At 39.1% G+C, this 18,342-nt stretch carries 15 protein-coding genes; 4 read left to right on the forward strand and 11 right to left on the reverse strand.

The genetic code is table 11. The annotated features are described in order from the left end of the window. Window positions 1-47: 47 nt before the first annotated feature. The 3 genes from OKW21_RS19915 to OKW21_RS19925 all read right to left on the reverse strand — a co-directional run bounded on the left by OKW21_RS19915 (window position 48) and on the right by OKW21_RS19925 (window position 3,907). Window positions 48-1,109, reverse strand: coding sequence for a DUF1593 domain-containing protein (locus tag OKW21_RS19915; RefSeq protein WP_277482535.1), 1,062 nt, complete (start codon window positions 1,107-1,109; stop codon window positions 48-50). 21 nt (window positions 1,110-1,130) lie between these two features. After that, window positions 1,131-2,489 (reverse strand): DUF1593 domain-containing protein, encoded by a 1,359-nt coding sequence (locus OKW21_RS19920; RefSeq protein ID WP_277482537.1) that lies wholly within the window; start codon window positions 2,487-2,489, stop codon window positions 1,131-1,133. A gap of 65 nt (window positions 2,490-2,554) precedes the next feature. Then, entirely contained in the window at window positions 2,555-3,907 is a 1,353-nt protein-coding gene (locus OKW21_RS19925; protein ID WP_277482540.1) for a pectate lyase family protein, read from the reverse strand. Between the two features lie 284 nt (window positions 3,908-4,191). On the opposite strand from OKW21_RS19925, the gene OKW21_RS19930 reads away from it, so the two are divergent. The 4 genes from OKW21_RS19930 to OKW21_RS19945 all read left to right on the forward strand — a co-directional run bounded on the left by OKW21_RS19930 (window position 4,192) and on the right by OKW21_RS19945 (window position 5,847). Beyond that, entirely contained in the window at window positions 4,192-4,947 is a 756-nt protein-coding gene (locus tag OKW21_RS19930; RefSeq protein WP_277482543.1) for a helix-turn-helix domain-containing protein, read from the forward strand. Between the two features lie 240 nt (window positions 4,948-5,187). Beyond that, window positions 5,188-5,295, forward strand: a complete 108-nt coding sequence (locus tag OKW21_RS32855; protein ID WP_477099976.1) for a recombinase family protein — start codon at window positions 5,188-5,190, stop codon at window positions 5,293-5,295. Between the two features lie 190 nt (window positions 5,296-5,485). Further along, on the forward strand, window positions 5,486-5,677 hold the full coding sequence (locus OKW21_RS32860) for a helix-turn-helix domain-containing protein (protein ID WP_277482547.1): 192 nt from the start codon (window positions 5,486-5,488) through the stop codon (window positions 5,675-5,677). Continuing rightward, the gene (locus OKW21_RS19945; protein WP_277482549.1) at window positions 5,674-5,847 is read left to right on the forward strand and encodes a WGR domain-containing protein; all 174 of its coding nucleotides are present in this window, start codon (window positions 5,674-5,676) and stop codon (window positions 5,845-5,847) included. The genes OKW21_RS32860 and OKW21_RS19945 overlap by 4 nt, the downstream gene beginning before the upstream one ends. Before the next feature lie 136 nt (window positions 5,848-5,983). On the opposite strand, the gene OKW21_RS19950 is transcribed toward OKW21_RS19945, so the two are convergent. From OKW21_RS19950 to OKW21_RS19985, 8 genes are all read right to left on the reverse strand, one after another. After that, on the reverse strand, window positions 5,984-6,925 hold the full coding sequence (locus OKW21_RS19950; RefSeq protein WP_277482551.1) for an RraA family protein: 942 nt from the start codon (window positions 6,923-6,925) through the stop codon (window positions 5,984-5,986). A gap of 124 nt (window positions 6,926-7,049) precedes the next feature. Further along, a complete protein-coding gene (locus tag OKW21_RS19955) occupies window positions 7,050-7,496 on the reverse strand; it encodes a NanQ anomerase/TabA/YiaL family protein (protein WP_277482553.1) in 447 nt (148 codons plus the stop codon). 168 nt (window positions 7,497-7,664) lie between these two features. Then, window positions 7,665-9,293 carry a RagB/SusD family nutrient uptake outer membrane protein gene (locus OKW21_RS19960; protein ID WP_277482555.1) on the reverse strand — a complete coding sequence of 543 codons (1,629 nt, stop codon included), beginning with the start codon at window positions 9,291-9,293 and terminating at the stop codon, window positions 7,665-7,667. A 17-nt stretch (window positions 9,294-9,310) separates the two neighbouring features. Then, complete coding sequence (locus tag OKW21_RS19965) at window positions 9,311-12,715, reverse strand: SusC/RagA family TonB-linked outer membrane protein (RefSeq protein ID WP_277482556.1); 3,405 nt, start codon at window positions 12,713-12,715, stop codon at window positions 9,311-9,313. A gap of 35 nt (window positions 12,716-12,750) precedes the next feature. Continuing rightward, the gene (locus OKW21_RS19970) at window positions 12,751-13,740 is read right to left on the reverse strand and encodes a FecR family protein (protein ID WP_277482557.1); all 990 of its coding nucleotides are present in this window, start codon (window positions 13,738-13,740) and stop codon (window positions 12,751-12,753) included. Between the two features lie 173 nt (window positions 13,741-13,913). Further along, a complete protein-coding gene (locus OKW21_RS19975) occupies window positions 13,914-14,543 on the reverse strand; it encodes an RNA polymerase sigma factor (RefSeq protein WP_277482558.1) in 630 nt (209 codons plus the stop codon). 868 nt (window positions 14,544-15,411) lie between these two features. Next, the gene (locus OKW21_RS19980; RefSeq protein WP_277482560.1) at window positions 15,412-16,767 is read right to left on the reverse strand and encodes an enolase C-terminal domain-like protein; all 1,356 of its coding nucleotides are present in this window, start codon (window positions 16,765-16,767) and stop codon (window positions 15,412-15,414) included. Window positions 16,768-16,805: 38 nt separating this feature from the next. Then, window positions 16,806-18,338, reverse strand: a complete 1,533-nt coding sequence (locus OKW21_RS19985) for a SusD/RagB family nutrient-binding outer membrane lipoprotein (RefSeq protein ID WP_277482561.1) — start codon at window positions 18,336-18,338, stop codon at window positions 16,806-16,808. Between the last annotated feature and the right edge of the window lie 4 nt (window positions 18,339-18,342).

Genomic DNA, 18,342 nt, shown 5'->3' on the forward strand with positions numbered 1-18,342 from the left:
CATTAAGCAGATAATAACCAGGATAGCTACTATTACTAATCATAACATCAAGGAAGCATCCAATCCGCACGTTTAGCGAAATCTTCTTGGATATCTTCTAGCCATTTAGTAATACTTTTTGCTCCCGGTCCGTCATACCAATGATTCTTGGTGGTGTCTGGCTGCACGTATTGTCCTCCCCAGCTTTCCTCCTTGGGATTATCAGGATCATTCACTCCTCGTATAGCACTTATTAAATGAAGGAATGTAGGCGTATCTCCTTCCTGCATCCCCGGACTATCAGGATTGAAACCTGATGGCGGATATATAGCCCCTAATGGCCCATGGTTTTTACGAATGTTCGTATTAAGCCACTCAAGATTTCCTAGAGGGGAATCCTGGGCAAACATGCCGGAATAAGTTTTCTGAGAGACAATCATGAACAAATCTGGAAAATTATCAAGTAGCCACTGACCTGAACCGTCCTGCCCTGGCTTATCGCCCAAACCTATCATAAAAATCCTCAGCTTACTTAAAAATGCATCCAATTCTTCTTTGCTTCTTGTCTTCTTTACCTTCCAAATCGCCTGTGCTACCTCTTGTGGTCCTCCCCAAATTGCTACCCAAATCGGGCGAGGGTCAGCCTGGTCTACCACGCTAATAAATGTTTCCGAAGCTTCACTGTCCTTTCCTTCACCTATGATCTCATCAACTGGTTTACCCCAATTGCCTGATCTGCCTTCCCAAGTCACTGATTTAAGGTAGTCGGCTGTAGGATAATTGGAGTCGTGTTGGCGCAGGTTTTCATCTACCTTATCATACAAATCCAGTATGTCCAATATATTTTGCTTGTCCGCAATGTTGGCAAATGTACCGGAGGATGCTATCAGACCTTCTACCTCTAAATCATTCGTGTACAAAAGAAGCCGAACCATAGATTGTATATCATCAGGGTCGCTACGCTTCTCTGCAGGGCCATAGCCAGCTCCTCCAGGGATTACGTCTAAGGGTGGGAAATCACTTGAAATAATAATGCGATAGGCTTTACCTGAATCAGATTCTTGTTTTACACCTTGGCCAAGAGCTACCGTAGTAAATAGCGCAAGAACATTTATCAAATAGAGTCTCATAGTATGATTTTTATATTTAGACTACTGCACATTTACAATCATGCGACGATAGGCATATAGATTGGGAGCACCATTATCATAAACTTCCAATACCATATGGATATTCTTACTACTTGCGTCCTTTGGAACTTCCAATGTAGCAGTAGAAGAAGAGCTATTCTGAATCGTCACAGCCCCGTCATAGGAACTGGACTCATCGTAGAAAGTCCAGGAGTAGGTTAGTGCATTACCATCAGGGTCGCTGGAACCTGCTGCACTGAGATCCAAACTGGAACCGGCAGTGGCAGTCATTTCTAAAACCTGCCTGGTATGGTCACCATTCAGTACGGCAATAGGATGGTGGTTTGCATCAGTATACTTGCTGGTAATACTCCAGTCCATACGAGCCGCAAAGTCATTGTTATACCCTTCGCTCCAGCGATTTATTGCTTTGGAGCCCTCTAAAGTATTTCCGTACATATAGTAAGGGTCATACTGTGGTTCGGCCTCTTTATTGATTTTGGCCACTTCAGACATGCTTCTTATTCCTTCTTTCTTGTTGAAGCTAAAGCGACCACCCCAGCCGCCCTGGTCAATTTGGTCAGGATCATTAAGTCCGGTAGGATACACATGCATGAACGCAGGAGAATCACCTTCAGTAGCCCATTTCCGATCCGGGTAAACCGCTCCCAGCGGGCCATGGCTTTGTATATGTTCATCTATATATTCATCAGAAGGTGCCCATCCATACACTTCAGTAGCACGGATATAGAAAACCTCTGGGAAGTTTTTGGCAATCCAGGCACCAGCATCATCCTGTCCCAGGATATCAAATAGACGTAACTTGCTCAAGAATGCTTTTAACTCGGCCGGTGATCGGGTTTCACGCACTTTCCAGATAGCCTGGGCGACGTTGTTCATGCCTCCCCAACCCATCACCCACACCGGGCGTGGGTCATCCTTATCTACTGAAGCAATAATCAATTCAGAACCGTGACTATCTTTACCCGTACCCACATCACTCATGCCGTAGCCATCTTGCCCCATGACTGAGATAGATTTTAAGTAATCAGGAGTGGGATACCCATCAGCATGCACTTTGAGATTGGAATAAACTTTTCCGTATGCGTCTACAATTTTGTCGAGCATATTGGTGTTACTTTGCGACTTCTTCCAACAACCGGTGGCGACAATTAAGCCTTCAATATCAAACTCGTTGGCGCTAACCAGCTGGCGCACCATGGATTGTTCATCGTCCGGGTCGGCCCCCAGATCCGTGGTATTAATGACCCGAGGTTTGTAAGTTATTTCGCTACTTTCCTTTTGCTGCGCCTGTAACGACATAGAAGGCATCAACAAGAAAAAGAGGGCTAGATTGATCAACAAAATATTGGTTTTCATACTACTGCTTGTTTTTATGGACTAATTATTCTTTTGTAACGGTTCACAAACTAGCGGAGTCCATTTCAATGAATACTGTTCAGGTATTGCTCCAACATGGTATAACCCTCAGCTGTAATCTGGTTTCTGTCATTGGCATCATTGGGATTTAGGTCATTTTTCTTTTCCCAATCATCGGGCATACCATCACGATCAGAATCCTGTGGGGTTGGCTTACTTTTTAGCTCAGGCCATCCCTCAACATCCTCCTGGCTCTTAATGATTCTGCCAGTGCGATTCCTAACGTCATTTACAATACGAAGGTCTACCTGATCTCGTCCTGGCAGACTGGCTCCACCATTTACGAGCACTTGCTCGTAGGCAGATTTTGCATCTTCCTCTTTTACCGGGCCGGTTTCAAAAGGTTCGTTCTGCTTATAAGCTCGGATTTCTTCAGCTGTCCAATCATCGCGAAACCTGACCAACGCCCACTGGTTCTTTGGGAGTGTATCACTGTAATAATTATCCTCAAAGTAAGAGCGGTTATGAGGCGATGAACCGGTGTAGTAGGCAATACCCGTTGGCTTGGAACCTTGTCCTGGGATTAGATAGTTGCTCACGTAGTTAAGGCGTGTAACACTTTTAGAGTCGTTGTTATAACCTGCATGTCCGCCCCCCCAGTTGTAGATTACATTATTCCTGAAATCTAAAAGTAAACCTTCTGGATCTTCTTCATAAGGATTGGAGTCGTAGTTTCCGGGGCGAGGATTACGCCCATGATTATGAGCGTACAGGTTGTGTAAGTAACTGTATCTTGCCCCTCCGGTTCCACGAATCAGAGATCCGAAACCGTGCCCGTCAACATTTAATCCTTCAGTAATAAAACACCACTGTACAGTTACATTGGTTAGCGTAGGTTCATCGGTGGAAGAAGATAATACTTCATCCAGACTCCAGCTGGCAGAACAATGATCAACAATTATATGCTCCCCCATAGATATATCAATAGCATCCTTACCCTGTTTGGAACCCTCACCATGTTTGCCATCACCTAAACGTACTCTTATGTAACGAATAATGACGTGATTCGCCCTTACACGTAGTGTCTCACCTTTTAAGCAGATTCCATCCCCCGGTGCGGTTTGTCCAGCAATTGTTAGATAAGGGTTAACGATATCCAGTCTTTCCTTAAGCTCAATTGTACCAGATACGCTAAATACAATTGTACGAGGACCTTTCTGCTCTACTGCCCAGCGTAAGCTCCCCTGGCCGCCATCATTGAGGTTTGTTACATAAAATACCTTTCCTCCTCGCCCACCTTTAGCATACGCTCCAAACCCTTCGGCTCCTGGAAAGGCTAGTTGGCTATGTGCAAAATTGGTTACAGACGTGAGAACATAAAGTATGAGAAGTATAGTCTTAGAATTGTTGTTTTTCATATTTTTTTAGAATTTACCCTTCTACTTAGATCCTCTTATTGTAAAGCTACGCTCTTAAGCCTAACTCTTTTTAAACCTTATCATGTCCTCAGCTCCAAAGATTTTTTCATATCTATAGTATATATAATTGATCTGAAATCGTAAATTTAACATCGTATATATATCTAAACTACCTGTTATTAAAGCTAAACATATTGAATTCCGATATTTTAAATACTTTTAATGAAAGTCGGCAAGAGTTTGAGCCCTATGGCTTAACATGTGAACTGTGGGCACCTAACCTAATGAGAAAGCCAGACCGACATAATGAGATCGAAATCAACTATTTTACTGAAGGGTCCATCACTTATCTCTTTAAAGACCAAAGAATCACTATTCCAGCAAAAAGGCTTACACTATTTTGGGGGCTTATCCCTCATCAAATTGTTCACCATGAAGGTAGTTCTCCATATTTTGTTAGCACCATTCCTCTTTCTCAATTTCTAGCGTGGAAGCTTCCTGCCTCTTTTGTTGATAAGGTTTTAAAGGGAGAACTTTTACTGGAGGCTTCTGATCAACATTCTGGGTATGATGAGTTTTTGTTTAAAAATTGGATAAAGGATCTTCAAAGTAATCGTTCTGCTGAAGTGGCTTTACTAGAAATGCAGGCCCGATTAAGTAGAATGGCAGATAGTTACCTGGCAAGTAAGCAGCATAAGCATTCTCCTATTCATATAAATGAAGTAAGTCCGGTTGAAAAAATTGCCAGTTACATAGCTCAAAATTATCACAAACCAATTAAAGTTTCTGATATAGGAGAGGCCGTTGGGTTTCATCCAGATTATGCCAACGCTATTTTCAAAAAAGCTTTTGGCAGCACATTGAGTGAATACATTACCGAAGAAAGAATTTCTCATGCACAAAGAAAACTAATAGTAACAGCTACAAGCATTACTGAAGTTGCTTTTGAATGCGGATTTAATTCAATCAGTCGTTTTAATGCTGCTTTTCAAAAGTTAAACCGCTGTACTCCACGAGACTTTAGAAAAAAATATCAGTGACATGACCCGTGTGAAAAAGGGATGTTTTTCACACCCCCTACTCTGCCCTATTTCTGCTTTTTCTAAAAGTGCTTATACGCTCTTCAAAGCCAATTTTTGCTTTTATCCCCTTGTGAATAACTCGGTTTATAAATCAAAGTATTATAAGCTAGTTATAAAGCAGGCTTTTCGTACTTTTCAGATCTATTCTATGTATCTTGCCAGGGTAAACAAATAAAAACCTTAAGACCTCAATTTTATATGCTTATTGGATATACTCGTGTCTCCACCGTGGATCAGAACCTGAACCTGCAAAAAGATGCTTTACAAAAAGCAGGGTGCGAACGCATCTTTGAAGATACCATCTAAGGAGCCCGAGCTGAAAGGCATCTCTTTTAAGAGTTTGCAGAAATCTAGTGATACTATGGGGTCGTCCAGACTACTTCCGGAGGGAAGCTCATCTTTCAGGGGACGCCTAGTCCATGTTCGGAGCCCTTACAGAATTTGAGCGTAGTCCTCCAGACCGGACCTGATCCGGGAAAGAACTCAAGCTGGCTTATTGTCTGCAAGAGCTCGGGGTAGAATGGGTGGCCGCCCTCCTGCCCTGGATAAAAACAAACAGAAGTTATTGATCAAGCTCTATCATGATAAGGATCACAGCATTGCTGAGATCCTGGAGACGTTCCATATCTCCAAGTCTACCCTTTACAAGATCGTTCGTGAAAACCCACCTGAAAAGAAAGTTTCATGATAATAGCCTACCTGGAACGAGACAATGACGAGAAGAACATGCATCGCTTATATCGTCTCTCCCTCTCTCCTACTCTTTTTGGTGAGTACGCATCAATAAGGGAATGGGGCAGATGCTCTTCTAAGCCTACCATTGGAAAAAGAGGGCAGGTAAGGAAGATTGATTTTTAGAAGCTGAATTACAACAGCTTCTTAGGTTCTTATTTCCGTGCACTTAGTCTGAAAAAACTGACGGTCACAGGATATGCTAAAATCAGCTAAAGGTGTGATGTTTCGAAAGATTCATCACACCAATAACATGAGCTTGCTAATGATCATGCTCTCTTTTAGATAAATATGCATCTACATCCTTACTTGTAATAGCTGTTTTTCCTGGATATTGATCAACCCAAGCCCTAAAGTCATCTTTAATTTTTTCTGACCAGTCTCCATGTATCTCTCCGGTTAAGTATTTATTCTCTTGCAATCTTACCCTCTCAAACTCATCGCGCAAAGCTGTCATTTCAGATGAGGTGACCAGATCTACTACCAGGTGTGCAGGAATAAATACTGTTCCGTATTTATTTGCCAGTACCACATCGCCGGGAAAAACTGTTACTGATCCTATTCTAATGGGTGCGTTTATCGAGGTGGGTGTCATATCTTTTATAGCGGAAGGGTGCTGCCCTTTTACCCAGCCGTTGAATCCTTTTGTATCGGTGAGTTCTTCCATATCCCTGACTGAGCCGTAGAATATTACCCCTTTGCCTGTTTTACCATATATAGCGTTACCCAGACTTGAACCTATCAAGGTGCCATCTTTCACTTTGCCATACCCATCAGCAACATACACGTCGCCTTCTGACAGCACATCGATGGGCCAGGTATTGATTCCCCCTTTCTGGGAACGTCCCTCATCCTTACCCTGAGCTCTTACCAGACTATCTAAATCTGGTCTTGTAGGCATAAATTGAGCGGTTACTACACGGCCAGTCATGACCTGATCAGGCTGTATGATTATCCAATCTCCCTCAACCTGATTTTTATACCCTTTTCTTTGGAGGTACCCCCATGCTTGTTCAAGAGTGACATTTTGTAAACGTTCCAGGATTTCGTCAGAAACATTTGGACGTCCATCCGCTAGCCTTTCTCCTTTCCAGTGCGATGTTAATGCTTTAACATACTCAGGAGAAGAACCAATTTGCTGTGCTTGTACACAATAGCTTGTAATTAAAATGATGAAGATTAAAGGCAGGACTGTGTTTTTCATGGTTTCAGGTTTTGTATTAGTTTAATAGTATGACTCATTCTTATCCCATTGAAACCAAAATGATTTCAATAAAATAAATGCTTAACTACTTGATCTAATTTTAATGATTATCTTCTTTACTACATCATATCCGTCCACTTTGATACCAGCTCGATGAACGTCTTCTCAGAAAATATAAAGAAGGTTTCAGGTTCTGGCAAGTAGCATTGGCCTTCTGTATCATAAATGATACATACTTTTTACTATCATAAGGCTCAATCATACTAGCTGATGAAACTGGAAAGATTCCCATTTTTACTTTTCCCCTTATGGTATATTGTAAATCATTAAAATTTTTATGCGCCTCCCATTTGATACTATCAATATCTAGAGCAAATGTTTCACTCACAGAGGCAAATATGTTACCCTCTTCTATGACATATCGTCCTGGAGCTAATAACACTAGATTATTACTTTTAAGGAAACTAAAGGCGTTGTCCCACCATTCTTTATTGGTTTGATACTGCTTTACAAATTCATCTTGGTTTATAGAGGAATGAGGAATAAATTGTAAACCATTCCCTACTAACATACCAAAGTTCAACTCCTTCTTTATTCCGATTATTCTGATTTATTTGAGCACAAACTCCTTTTTTAACCAGAAAAACAAGAGTAACAATTAAGCTGATATTCTGTTTATTGAATTGATTTGACATATCCTATACATTCTTAAGTATTAAAAAATTAGATACCTTACTACCTAGTATCCTGGATTCTGTTGAAACTCTTCTCTGTTTGTTAATCTATCAATCATATTACTAGGGATAGGCCGTAATAGGTGTTTTTCAGTTATATTAGCACGCCCAGTTGGATTATACATCTTAACTCTTTCTAAGAGCATACCTGTGCGTTTCAAATCTGCCCAACGTAATCTTTCCCCACCTAATTCTAATGCTCTTTCATTTAAAATGAAATCAAGGGTTAGATTACTTTCACTGATCTTCATATTTTCTTCCATTCCTGGCCATGCGGCACGCAGACGCACCTCATTTATTAACCCTACTCCCTCTGAAAGCTTACCCTGCTTCATTACAGCTTCAGCCGCAATAAGATACATTTCAGCTAAACGCAACTCAATCACATTCTTGGTTCCAACTCCGCTATTGATAGCGGGACGCAATGGATCTTTATACTTCCGCATCTGTGGAAAAAGCTCAAGAGATCCAATTGTATTTTCTCCGTCATACAAATCATTGATATCAAAAATGCCATATTCATTTTTCTTAGCTTCTTTTACTTCTTCCGGAACTTCATAAGGCACATAGATGAAGGCGGTATCACCAATTTGCATTTCAGGAAGTAGCGTATTTTCATTATTGGCATACCAAACTTCTTTCCAGGATTTATCATATCTTGAGTCTCTCCAACGATTGGACTGTAACAGGTCAAGGTAAAAACGAGAAGCTAAAAAACGAGGCCAGGGACGATCATTTTCTAAGGCTCGTTTCATACCTGGCTGCAGATCATATCGTGGAGTAAAGAACAAAAAGTAAGAATTTCCCAGTCCATTCAACCTCTCGTCTTGAGAGAACTGAATTGACCAAATTACTTCAGAATTTTCTCTGTTGGCAACATCCCAAAGATCAGCATAGTCATTGAGTAATGAGAAATTATAATCGTTAATTACTTTTTTCGCATAAGTAGCTGCCATCTCATTTTGTTCACGGGTAAGATAAACCCTTGCAAGTAAAGCCTGTGCAGCTGGTTTTGTGGCACGACCGAAATCTGACTGCTCAGTTGGAAGAAACTGTTCAGCAAAAAGTAGATCTTCAATTATTTGTTCATACACTTCATCTTCACTAGCCCGAGTTGCTGTTGTTTCTACTTCTGTAACTTCTTCTACTTTCAGGGGGACACCTCCAAAATGCATCACAAGAATATGATAATACCAAGCTCGTAAAAAATAGGCCTCAGCAACTTTACTGTTAACTTCATCCTCAGTCATACCATTTACTTCGCTTGAGCGGGAAATAGCTGTATTGCATACTGCTATTCCCTGATAAAAATTGGACCACAGTTCCCATAGTACCGGATTAGCTGGTTCTATTGCAGAATTATAGGCGTTGAACTCGATGAATGATGCATCCGATCCGTTTGTCCAAAGATCTGTTCCAAAAAACACTAATGGAGCATAGTTATTTCCCCCAGCAAACAAAGAACGAGAGAAAGTATAGGTTGTGTTTACTAATCCTTTGTATCCATCAGCAGTTTTATAATAAGTGCTTACTGGAGGTGAAACTATTTGTTCTTCTTCAAGTAAATCAGAGCAACTTTGAAGTAAAGAAGAACCTATTACTATAAGTAGAATTGAAAATATTATCGTTTTCATATTGTTAAGTGTAAAAATTAGAAGGAAAGATTAACGCCAACAATAAATGTTCTTATGGCTGGATAAGGTGTGATGTCTTCTGAAAAATCAGGCTTCATATTAAATTCCCGTAGTTCTGATTTAGTCCAATACAGGAGATTATCTCCCAATAAATAGATCCTTGCATTGGAAATAGGTAAGATATTCAATAAGCCTTCAGGAAGGGTATAACCAAGCGATAGTTGTCGGAGACTTATAATACTAGCATCCCGATATGTTAATGTGTTTCCATTCAATCCAGAGCCTTCATACAATTGATTTGGTCTTGGATAGTCATTGGTTGGATTAGTTGGCGTCCAATAATCGAACACCATCTTGTTATATCTTTTTTTAGCGAATGGTGCAAATGAACTTACCGAAGTCATCCCTCCCCACCTCATATAGGTATTGATAGAAACATCCCAGTTTTTATAGGAAAATCTATTAACCAGATTTGCGATAAAATCAGGTTCACGGCTTCCCAGGACTAATCGATCATTATCAGTAATTGAGCCATCTTCATCAAAATCTATCACTTTTATCTGACCTGGCTCACGACCATAAGACTTTGCTTCGGCTACTTCATTTAGTTGCCAAATACCTACTTTCTGGAAATCGTAATAGACATTTATTGGCTGACCTATAAACCATCTATTACCAATATCATCTTCTTTGCCATTATATAGCTCTTCTATTCTTGTGCGATTTCTGAAAAAAGTAAAATCACTGCTCCAAGTAAAACTTGGAATATTGAGATTTACAGTACTTAAGCTTAACTCAAAGCCTTTATTATTTGTGCTACCAACATTTTGCAAAACTTGATTGTAGCCAGAAGTAATTGGAAGGTTTCTAAACATCAATAAATCATAGGTATTAGTATTATATATATCCAGATTACCCTGAATTCTTCCTTCTAAAAATTCTACATCTACTCCCAAATTGTAAACTTCTGTTGACTCCCACCTTAAATCTTGATTTGATAGTTCTGTAGGCCTATATCCAAACCCTGGAGACTCATTCCAAGAATAGGCATCAATCGTCAATTTGCCTTGTGTTTGATATGGGTTTATAGCTTGATTACCAGTTATACCATAACTTAATCGTAGCTTAAGTCCTGACAGCCAATCTTTAGTACCTTGCATAAATTCTTCTTCAGTTACATTATAGGCTACGGCCACTGATGGAAAATATCCCCATTTGTGGTTAGATGAAAATTGTGAAGCCCCATCAGCTCGCATGGATATGGTTAACATGTATTTGTTATCATATCCATAGAATAAACGTCCTGCATATGATATAAGGGCTGTTTCTTCCAGATTTGAGCCTACTGCATTAATATTACTTGCACTTCCAAGATTATAAGCACGGGAAGGCTCGTAGGGCAAATCACTTACTCCAACTAAACTGTTATCAATCGAGGAAACTTGGATTCCATGTACACCAGTTACAGTTACATGATGCTTTTCACTATAATTTTTATCATAGGTAATAATACTTTCGTACATTTTTAAGTTGTCAATCATGTTATCTATTTGAGCTGTAGGCGTCCCTAGATTTCTTATCAGTGAATAATATCCAGCAGATTCTTTCGTGTTACCAAAGGTGAGATTAGTACCTAGGTTAAGTCGATAAGTCAAACCAGGAATAATTTCTACTTGAGCAAAGGTATTAACAAATGCACCCCACCTTTTATTATCCCATCTGTATGAGTCCCAGATATAGTCAGCTAATGGATTTAGTACCAACCCATCTGTTGTAGCTGTAAATCGTGGAGAGCCATCATCTTCATAAAGTTTACCCAGTGGGCTCGACTGAAAAGTCTGGTTTAGGGCTCCATTTGTCTTGCGCTGATTCAAAGTATAGTTAAGTAGAATAGAGGCTCCAGCGGTTATTTTAGAAGAAAGTGTAAAATCAAGATTAGATCTTAAGTTGAAGCGGCTAAAAGTTTCACCTGGTATGATTCCTTCCTCATTGAAATAACTACCAGAAAAATTATACTTAACTGCTTCAGAACCACCTATCACACTTAATTGGTGCTTTTGCTGATGGCCACTTTGGAAAAGCAGATCCTGATAATCCAATCCTGCTCCACCTTTTTTGATTGCTTCCATCTCAATTGCATCAAATATTCTTTCATCATCTTCAAGTGAGGTTTCTGATTCCGGATAGCCTCCCATAGCTCTATAAGCTTCCCTACCTATTTCTGCATATTGCTCTCCATTGGCAAAAGGTAACCTTCCATACCTTAGTTGTGGTCCAGCAAAACTCTCTATCCTGAATTTAGGAGAACCTGAAGTTCCACGCTTGGTAGTGATAATAATAACACCATTAGCTCCACGAGCTCCATAAATAGCCGTAGAAGAAGCATCTTTTAAAACATTGACGTTTTTTATGTCATAAGGGTTGATATCATTCAATGTACCATAATAAGGTGAGCCATCTAAAATTATTAAGGGATCATTAGAAGCTGTAAATGAACGTTGGCCGCGAAGCAAAATTTTATTTTCTGCGCCAGGACCTGCACCCGAAGAAACAATATCCAAACCAGGAATACGTCCTGCCAATCCAGTACTGATATTTGCCATAGGTATATCCGATATGTCTTCTGCTGAAATTGAAGCTACTGAACCTGTCACATCTGACCTTTTCTGCGTTCCATAACCTACAACTACTACTTCCTCCAAACTTTGCACATCCTCAGCCATTGCTAAGTCAATTACTCCCCTTCCATTCACTGCAACTTCTTGGGTAAGATATCCAATAGATGAAAAAATCAAAATATCGTTTTCATTAGCTACGGTAATGTTATACTGGCCTTCAACGTCAGTAACTGTCCCAACCAACGAATTTTTTACAAGAACATTAACCCCTGGTAATGCTTCTCCACTCTCTATATCCGTTACTTTTCCTGAAACAGTGATATCCATTGTTTTTACAATTGTAACACTCTTATGAGAAAAGGATTTTGCTAGGGAGAATGACTGAGATGAAGCTGCCTTTCCAGGCTCTTCCTTTTCGATCTTAAGAGGTAAATCCTCTTTTATTGCTTCGTTAACAATTAAATAAAAACTCTTATCAACTTTCTGGTACTTTAAATTCAAAGGGGTGAGTATGTTTTCTAAAATTAGTTCTAACTTAACTTCTTTTAGCCTTTCAACATTGACATACTTATCTTTAACAGTGTGGTCTGTATAACCAAAGTTTATAGAAAATGACTTTTCCAGTTTAAGCAAAGCTGATGAAAGGCTTATTTGTTCTTGAGACTGCTTATCTGAATATACATCTGCAGCTACTTGCGGACTTGATATTGGCGCATAATTTTGGGCGGATACGGCTGAGAATATGAAGAGGCTATAGCAAGATAGCATGAAAGCCTTCTTCAAGAAGGATGAAAGTTGTTTCATAGTAATAGGTGTTGCGTATTAAAAAATTTGTGGTCTTAATTACTCAATGTGAAAATGATAATGTCTTCTTCTTCTTCCACTTCAATCTGATAAGCAATACTCAAAGTCTCAAGAAGCAAATCTAGCTTGACGTTTGGTAAGGTTGCAGTAAAGGTAATTGTATCCATAGAATCAGGGATAACTACCTTTTTTTTGTACCTGTCCTCAATCCATTCGGCTATTACAGATAATGGGGTTTGATCAAATTTCAAGTTATTGTTTGTCCATGAAGTGTAAAGCTCTGGATCAACTTTTTTCTTTCTTATAAAGGATGCGTTTGCTTCAACCTCTGCAAATTCTCCAGGCTCAAGATACACCTGCTTATCATTTGTAGTAGTTATTTTGACTTTTCCATGCGTCAACACAACCATTGTCTTACTTGTATCTTCATAAAGATTAAAAGCCGTTCCAAGTACTTCAATTGATGCGTTGTCCGTATGAACTGTAAATGAAGATGGGTTAAAATGACCTTCTGGCATCCAGTTTTTTACCTCAAAGTACCCTTCTCCTTCCAACCATAGTTCTCTGTCTTTATTTTTATTTAGCCGATATTTTAATTCAGATCCCTTATTAAGTATGATAGTACTGCTATCGGGCAAAATATAAGTAGAAGTAACATGAGATGAGCTATATATTTGGTATACATCTTCTTTTTTATTCATCCAAACAGCCAGAACTCCTGCTATCAGAAGAAAGCCAAAACAGGCAGCAGCTGCAAAATGATAATTCTGTTTTCTTTGCTTACTAATTGTGCTACTATAAATATTTTGCCATACACTAATGAAAGCTGTATTTTTTTCAAAGTCAGCATCAAATTCTAACGCGTGGATCAATTCAATAGCCTGTTGCACTTCACCTTCCTTTCCAGGATGATCAAGTAGCCACTTTGACCAATATGCATGCGCATCCTGATCTTGCTCCAGCACCCACTTTTGAAAAAAGGCATCCTGTGCAAAATCAGCAGCTGTGTAATGCTGATATTTCATTATAATAATCTTCTATACCCTAAAGCAGAAAATGATGAAAACCTCATCATTTTTTTTGAATAAATTTAAATATTTACACACATAGCAATTTTTCCTGATAATCATTGAAAATATATTAAAGAACGGAGGACTAATTTGGTGCCAGGACTGTTATTATAGGCGAATATTAATTGCTAAAGAAATCGAAGTAAAAAAGCTAAAATTGAAACTTGAGATATGTGCTTTTTTAGTAGAGTTAGAGCTTTAGATACAAGATTATAAGCAGATTCTACTTTCATAGATAATTTCTGGGCAATTTCATCACTTTTCAAGTTTTGAAAATACTTAAGTCGGATTACTTCTTGTTGCCTTTTGCTTAGCTTTTTCATTGCTGCACTAATTCTCTTTTTTTGCTCATCAGTCACCTCTTCAGAAATGATAATTTCTTCGGAATTAAGTTCAGAAATATGCAAGAGTTGATAAGCCGCGCCCGTTTCAAATACTATATTCTTTTGGAGTTCTTTTATGATTCTTCTCTTCAAGGCAGCAAACAGATAGTATTTGACAGAATCTGTTTCAGAGATATTAGCTCTTTGTTTCCAAATTTCAATAAAAACCTCTTGAATACAATCTTTGACTATTTCCTTATCACTACAGATTTTAGAACCATAATTATAAAGAACAGTGAAGAATTTTTGATAAATCACCATAAAAGAAGATTCATCCCCTAACCTCATATTATTCCATAGTTCAGATTCTGTATTATGTGTTTTGGATACCTTCCAACTATCTGGATGAGGTTTTATAGGGGAATCCTGCTGCATAAGAAAAATAGGTTGTCAAGTCAATGTATAAAAAAATGTCAATATTATTAACGATTAAATCGTTGTTTGTACATTTTTTTTATAAAAATCACCTTATATATGTTTTTCCATAATATTCCTTTTCAATTTATTAGTCCCATAAGCCAAATTAAACCAAGAATTATTGCTACTCACCTAAATGCTAGTCAGCATTCTTAATTAAAATCTTCCAATCGCCTTCTACGGCAGTATGAAGTTAAAGCTAGATCTTTGCTCAATATTGCCAGGGTATTTAACAGGACAAGACATAACAGGATTACATGACACTTGATGAGCCTGGATGCTAATCATCATGAACTGGGATGGTCATTATTCAAGAGTAGAATGAAGTGTCTATCTAAAAAGTATGAAGTCCATCTTTTTCTAGTACGTTCTACCTCTTTGAGATTAAACTATTTCTTGCAAGTCACACATTTTGATTTTTTTGCTTAACACATTCATTTACACAGGCTTATAAGGGATAAAATTACGGTATATGGAGGCTAAAACTGATGTATAAACTTAATATATGCTAAGAAAAAAAGTAAACGCTAAAATAGACTTATATATTGGCTCAAGGTATTGCAATTCCTGGCAAGCTTTTCTTGCTGTAAATTGCTACTAAAGCTACAGAAATTGCAGTGTATAAGAGTATGAAATACTACACTTTCTCTCACTACTGCTCAAATAGCAAATCGTATTATAAGGGTTTATTTACCAAAATTTGAAATTCTCGAAACCTGAGGCTATTTTCTAAAAAAGCTCCATACAGCCTATAGCTATTGAAGCTTTTCCTGTGCATCATCTTGCTTACAATAAAATTTATATAAAGTATCCTAATACATATTTTCTAAGGTCTGATAGGAGTACCATCGAACTTGCGTACTCTCCCAAAACCTGGAAATGACTCTGCAATTGGCCACTTAGCGGCAGCGTCCTCGTTGATATCTACGCCAAGTCCAGGAGCCTCGTTGATATGTGCATATCCATCTCCACTGTAGGGAGCACCCGGAAAAACTTCCTGTATTTCGTCACTTACGGTCCTGTGCATTTCCAAAATGCCAAAGTTCCATACCGCCAGAGAAATATGAGTATTGGCGGCATGTCCTACGGGAGAGGTATCACCTGGGCCATGCCATGCTGTTTTCACATTAAACCATTCTCCGAGCCGGGCTACTTTCATGGCAGGGGTAATTCCTCCAATTTGTGAAATATGAATTCTTATGAAATCATACCACCTTTTGCTCATGGGCTCCACCCATTCATGCGGGCTATTGAATAATTCTCCCATCGCCAATGGCACACTGCTTTGCCCACGTAATTGTTCAAAATAGGCAATGTTTTCAGGGGAAAAAGGATCTTCAATAAAAAAAGGGCGGTATTGTTCTAATTCTTTACAAAGGTTAATAGCATCATTGGGCTGAATCCGTTCGTGAACATCATGACAGAGTTCAACCCGCTCCCCACAAGCTTTTCGTACTGCTTCAAACATTTTAGGAACACCCTTTAAATAAGCATATTGGTCCATAAAGTTATCTGTTTCATGACCAAAGCCTACTTTTTTAAAATCCGGTTCCAAATCACTCACACCACTGTACCCTCCCATCTGGATTCGGACATGTTTATATCCTAAATCCATGTATTCCTGTACTTTGTCAGCCACTTCTTCAGGACTATTACCACTCGCATGGGTATAGGTAGGAGGTGCGATACGAACTTTTCCTCCTAATAGTTCATAAACAGGCATGTTGGCGCGTTTACCTTTGATATCCCAAAGTGCCTGGTCTAACCCACTCAGAGCATTATTTAGAACAGGACCGTTTCTCCAGTAAGAACTGTGGTAAGTTGACTGCCACATGTCTTCAATATTATCAGCACTTTTACCAGTACAAAAATCGTTTAAATATTTGTCAACTGCTGTAATAACGGCATGTGCCCGCTGAGTGAAAGTAGCACACCCAAGCCCATACAATCCAGGTTCGCTGGTCTCAACTTTGACTACAACTAAATTAGAACCAGAACCGCTCGGTCGTGTGGAAATTGCTTTGACGTTGGTTATTTTTATTGGAGGTAAACCATTGGTTGCCTTCTGGTATTTTGCAGCTTCAAAACCTTGGGCCATAGCTTTTTCAGTCAGGCCCAAGGCTCCTATGGTACCACTAGCTAACCCTAACCCTAAATTTTTGATGACATTTCTTCTATCCATTTTTGGAGTATATTTAAGTAAAAACTGAAAGCTTAATCTTACTGATCCCACCAAACTCTGGTATCTAACTTATCGGGCCCTTGTCTATTTATGGCAGTGTTAATATTTTCCAAATTATTAGTGTATTCACTGGTATGATAGGTCAGGCGACGAATAAAGTCTCCAGAAATTGAGCTTTGAGGATATGGATTGGGTACTAATGCCGGATAACCTGAGCGACGGAAGTTTGCAAATGCCTCCTGGGAATTAAAAAGACTGGCTACCCAGTATTGGGTGTTAATTTGTTCTAGCTCACTGCCAGCCTCTAATGGATGCGCTCGTATATATGCATTGATAGCAGTTTCTTCAATAGCTAAGTTGGAATCATGAATTTCTAATTGCTCCATATGCCCTCGGATACCGTTTGCAAAATAGTCAGCAGCCTCACCATCAGCCCATCCCCTAACAGCAGCTTCTGCTAACAAAAACTGCGTCTGTGCATACGTAAGTATAAAAAAGGGAGCTGTCTGTTTTCCGATCGTATTTCTGTCAAACTGGGTATAGCTATAGAAACTGCCTATTCCGTCAGCTTCAGCCCTAACACCTATAGTATTGTTATCGTATCCCATAGGTAAGCCTATTTGATCGTTAGAATCACGGGTAGCTACGGCTTCGGTTTGCCCACTACCACTGGTAGCTCCCACATAGCGGACAGCCATAACACCCAGCCTTGGATCATCATTGGACTGAAAAAAATCTACTAAAGGTTTTGTCATGTAAAAGTTAGCCGCTTCTGATCCATTCAGTTCTCCGCCCAAGAAATTTGTAAAATTAGATGAATGACGAACCATAGCATTATCATCATTCGATTCCATAACGCCACCGCTCACTGCTTTTCCTACATACTCCTGCGCCAAGGCAGGATTTACTTTAGTAAGCCTCATGGCTGCACGTAACATTAATGAATAACCGAAGCGCTTCCATTGGATAATGTCTCCAGCATATAAAATATCACCACTCTCTATCCGGCTATCTGAACTTAATGATGCAGTAGCTTCTTCCAGCTCACTTAATATACTCATATAAATGGATTCCTGCGAATCGTATACAGGAGCATCATTTCTTTCAATAAACCCTAATCCAGCATTTATGTAGGGGACATCTCCGTAAGTGTCAGTCAACACCATACCCCCATATACCCGGATGATTCTTGCCATATTATAGATATTAGAGCGATTGGTATCATCTTTATATTTTGATATTATATCAACGCTATTCCTAATGATATTTTCATAATGGTTTTCCCAGGTATATTGTGCAATAGGAAAATTTTCCTGGTTGTAATTGCCCCCGGCTAATGAGGTACCAAAAGGGGTAACCATATGCTGCACTATAGCCATTTCATAGATCATGGTATGCCTGAAAAAATATGGAGATGATCTCCATACTGCGTGATTTAAGATAGGAACAGGGTCCAATTCATTGATTGCAATATCACTTGTATTTAGCTCTTCGAATCCTTCATCGCAGCTTGTGTGTACTATGCTCAAGCTAAAAATTATCATCAGTAGAGAAATATTTATTTTCTTCATCTTA

Origin of the sequence: Catalinimonas alkaloidigena, assembly GCF_029504655.1 — a bacterium.
Taxonomy (GTDB): Bacteria; Bacteroidota; Bacteroidia; order Cytophagales; family Cyclobacteriaceae; genus Catalinimonas; species Catalinimonas alkaloidigena.

Bases quoted from the DNA above. Each gene is read 5' to 3' on its own strand.
- OKW21_RS19915 (WP_277482535.1), bottom strand. From the start codon at position 1,109: ATGAGACTCTATTTGATAAATGTTCTTGCGCTATTTACTACGGTAGCT.
- OKW21_RS19920 (WP_277482537.1), bottom strand. From the start codon at position 2,489: ATGAAAACCAATATTTTGTTGATCAATCTAGCCCTCTTTTTCTTGTTG.
- OKW21_RS19925 (WP_277482540.1), bottom strand. From the start codon at position 3,907: ATGAAAAACAACAATTCTAAGACTATACTTCTCATACTTTATGTTCTC.
- OKW21_RS19930 (WP_277482543.1), top strand. From the start codon at position 4,192: ATGAGAAAGCCAGACCGACATAATGAGATCGAAATCAACTATTTTACT.
- OKW21_RS32855 (WP_477099976.1), top strand. From the start codon at position 5,188: ATGCTTATTGGATATACTCGTGTCTCCACCGTGGATCAGAACCTGAAC.
- OKW21_RS19945 (WP_277482549.1), top strand. From the start codon at position 5,674: ATGATAATAGCCTACCTGGAACGAGACAATGACGAGAAGAACATGCAT.
- OKW21_RS19950 (WP_277482551.1), bottom strand. From the start codon at position 6,925: ATGAAAAACACAGTCCTGCCTTTAATCTTCATCATTTTAATTACAAGC.
- OKW21_RS19955 (WP_277482553.1), bottom strand. From the start codon at position 7,496: ATGTTAGTAGGGAATGGTTTACAATTTATTCCTCATTCCTCTATAAAC.
- OKW21_RS19960 (WP_277482555.1), bottom strand. From the start codon at position 9,293: ATGAAAACGATAATATTTTCAATTCTACTTATAGTAATAGGTTCTTCT.
- OKW21_RS19965 (WP_277482556.1), bottom strand. From the start codon at position 12,715: ATGAAACAACTTTCATCCTTCTTGAAGAAGGCTTTCATGCTATCTTGC.
- OKW21_RS19970 (WP_277482557.1), bottom strand. From the start codon at position 13,740: ATGAAATATCAGCATTACACAGCTGCTGATTTTGCACAGGATGCCTTT.
- OKW21_RS19975 (WP_277482558.1), bottom strand. From the start codon at position 14,543: ATGCAGCAGGATTCCCCTATAAAACCTCATCCAGATAGTTGGAAGGTA.
- OKW21_RS19980 (WP_277482560.1), bottom strand. From the start codon at position 16,767: ATGGATAGAAGAAATGTCATCAAAAATTTAGGGTTAGGGTTAGCTAGT.
- OKW21_RS19985 (WP_277482561.1), bottom strand. From the start codon at position 18,338: ATGAAGAAAATAAATATTTCTCTACTGATGATAATTTTTAGCTTGAGC.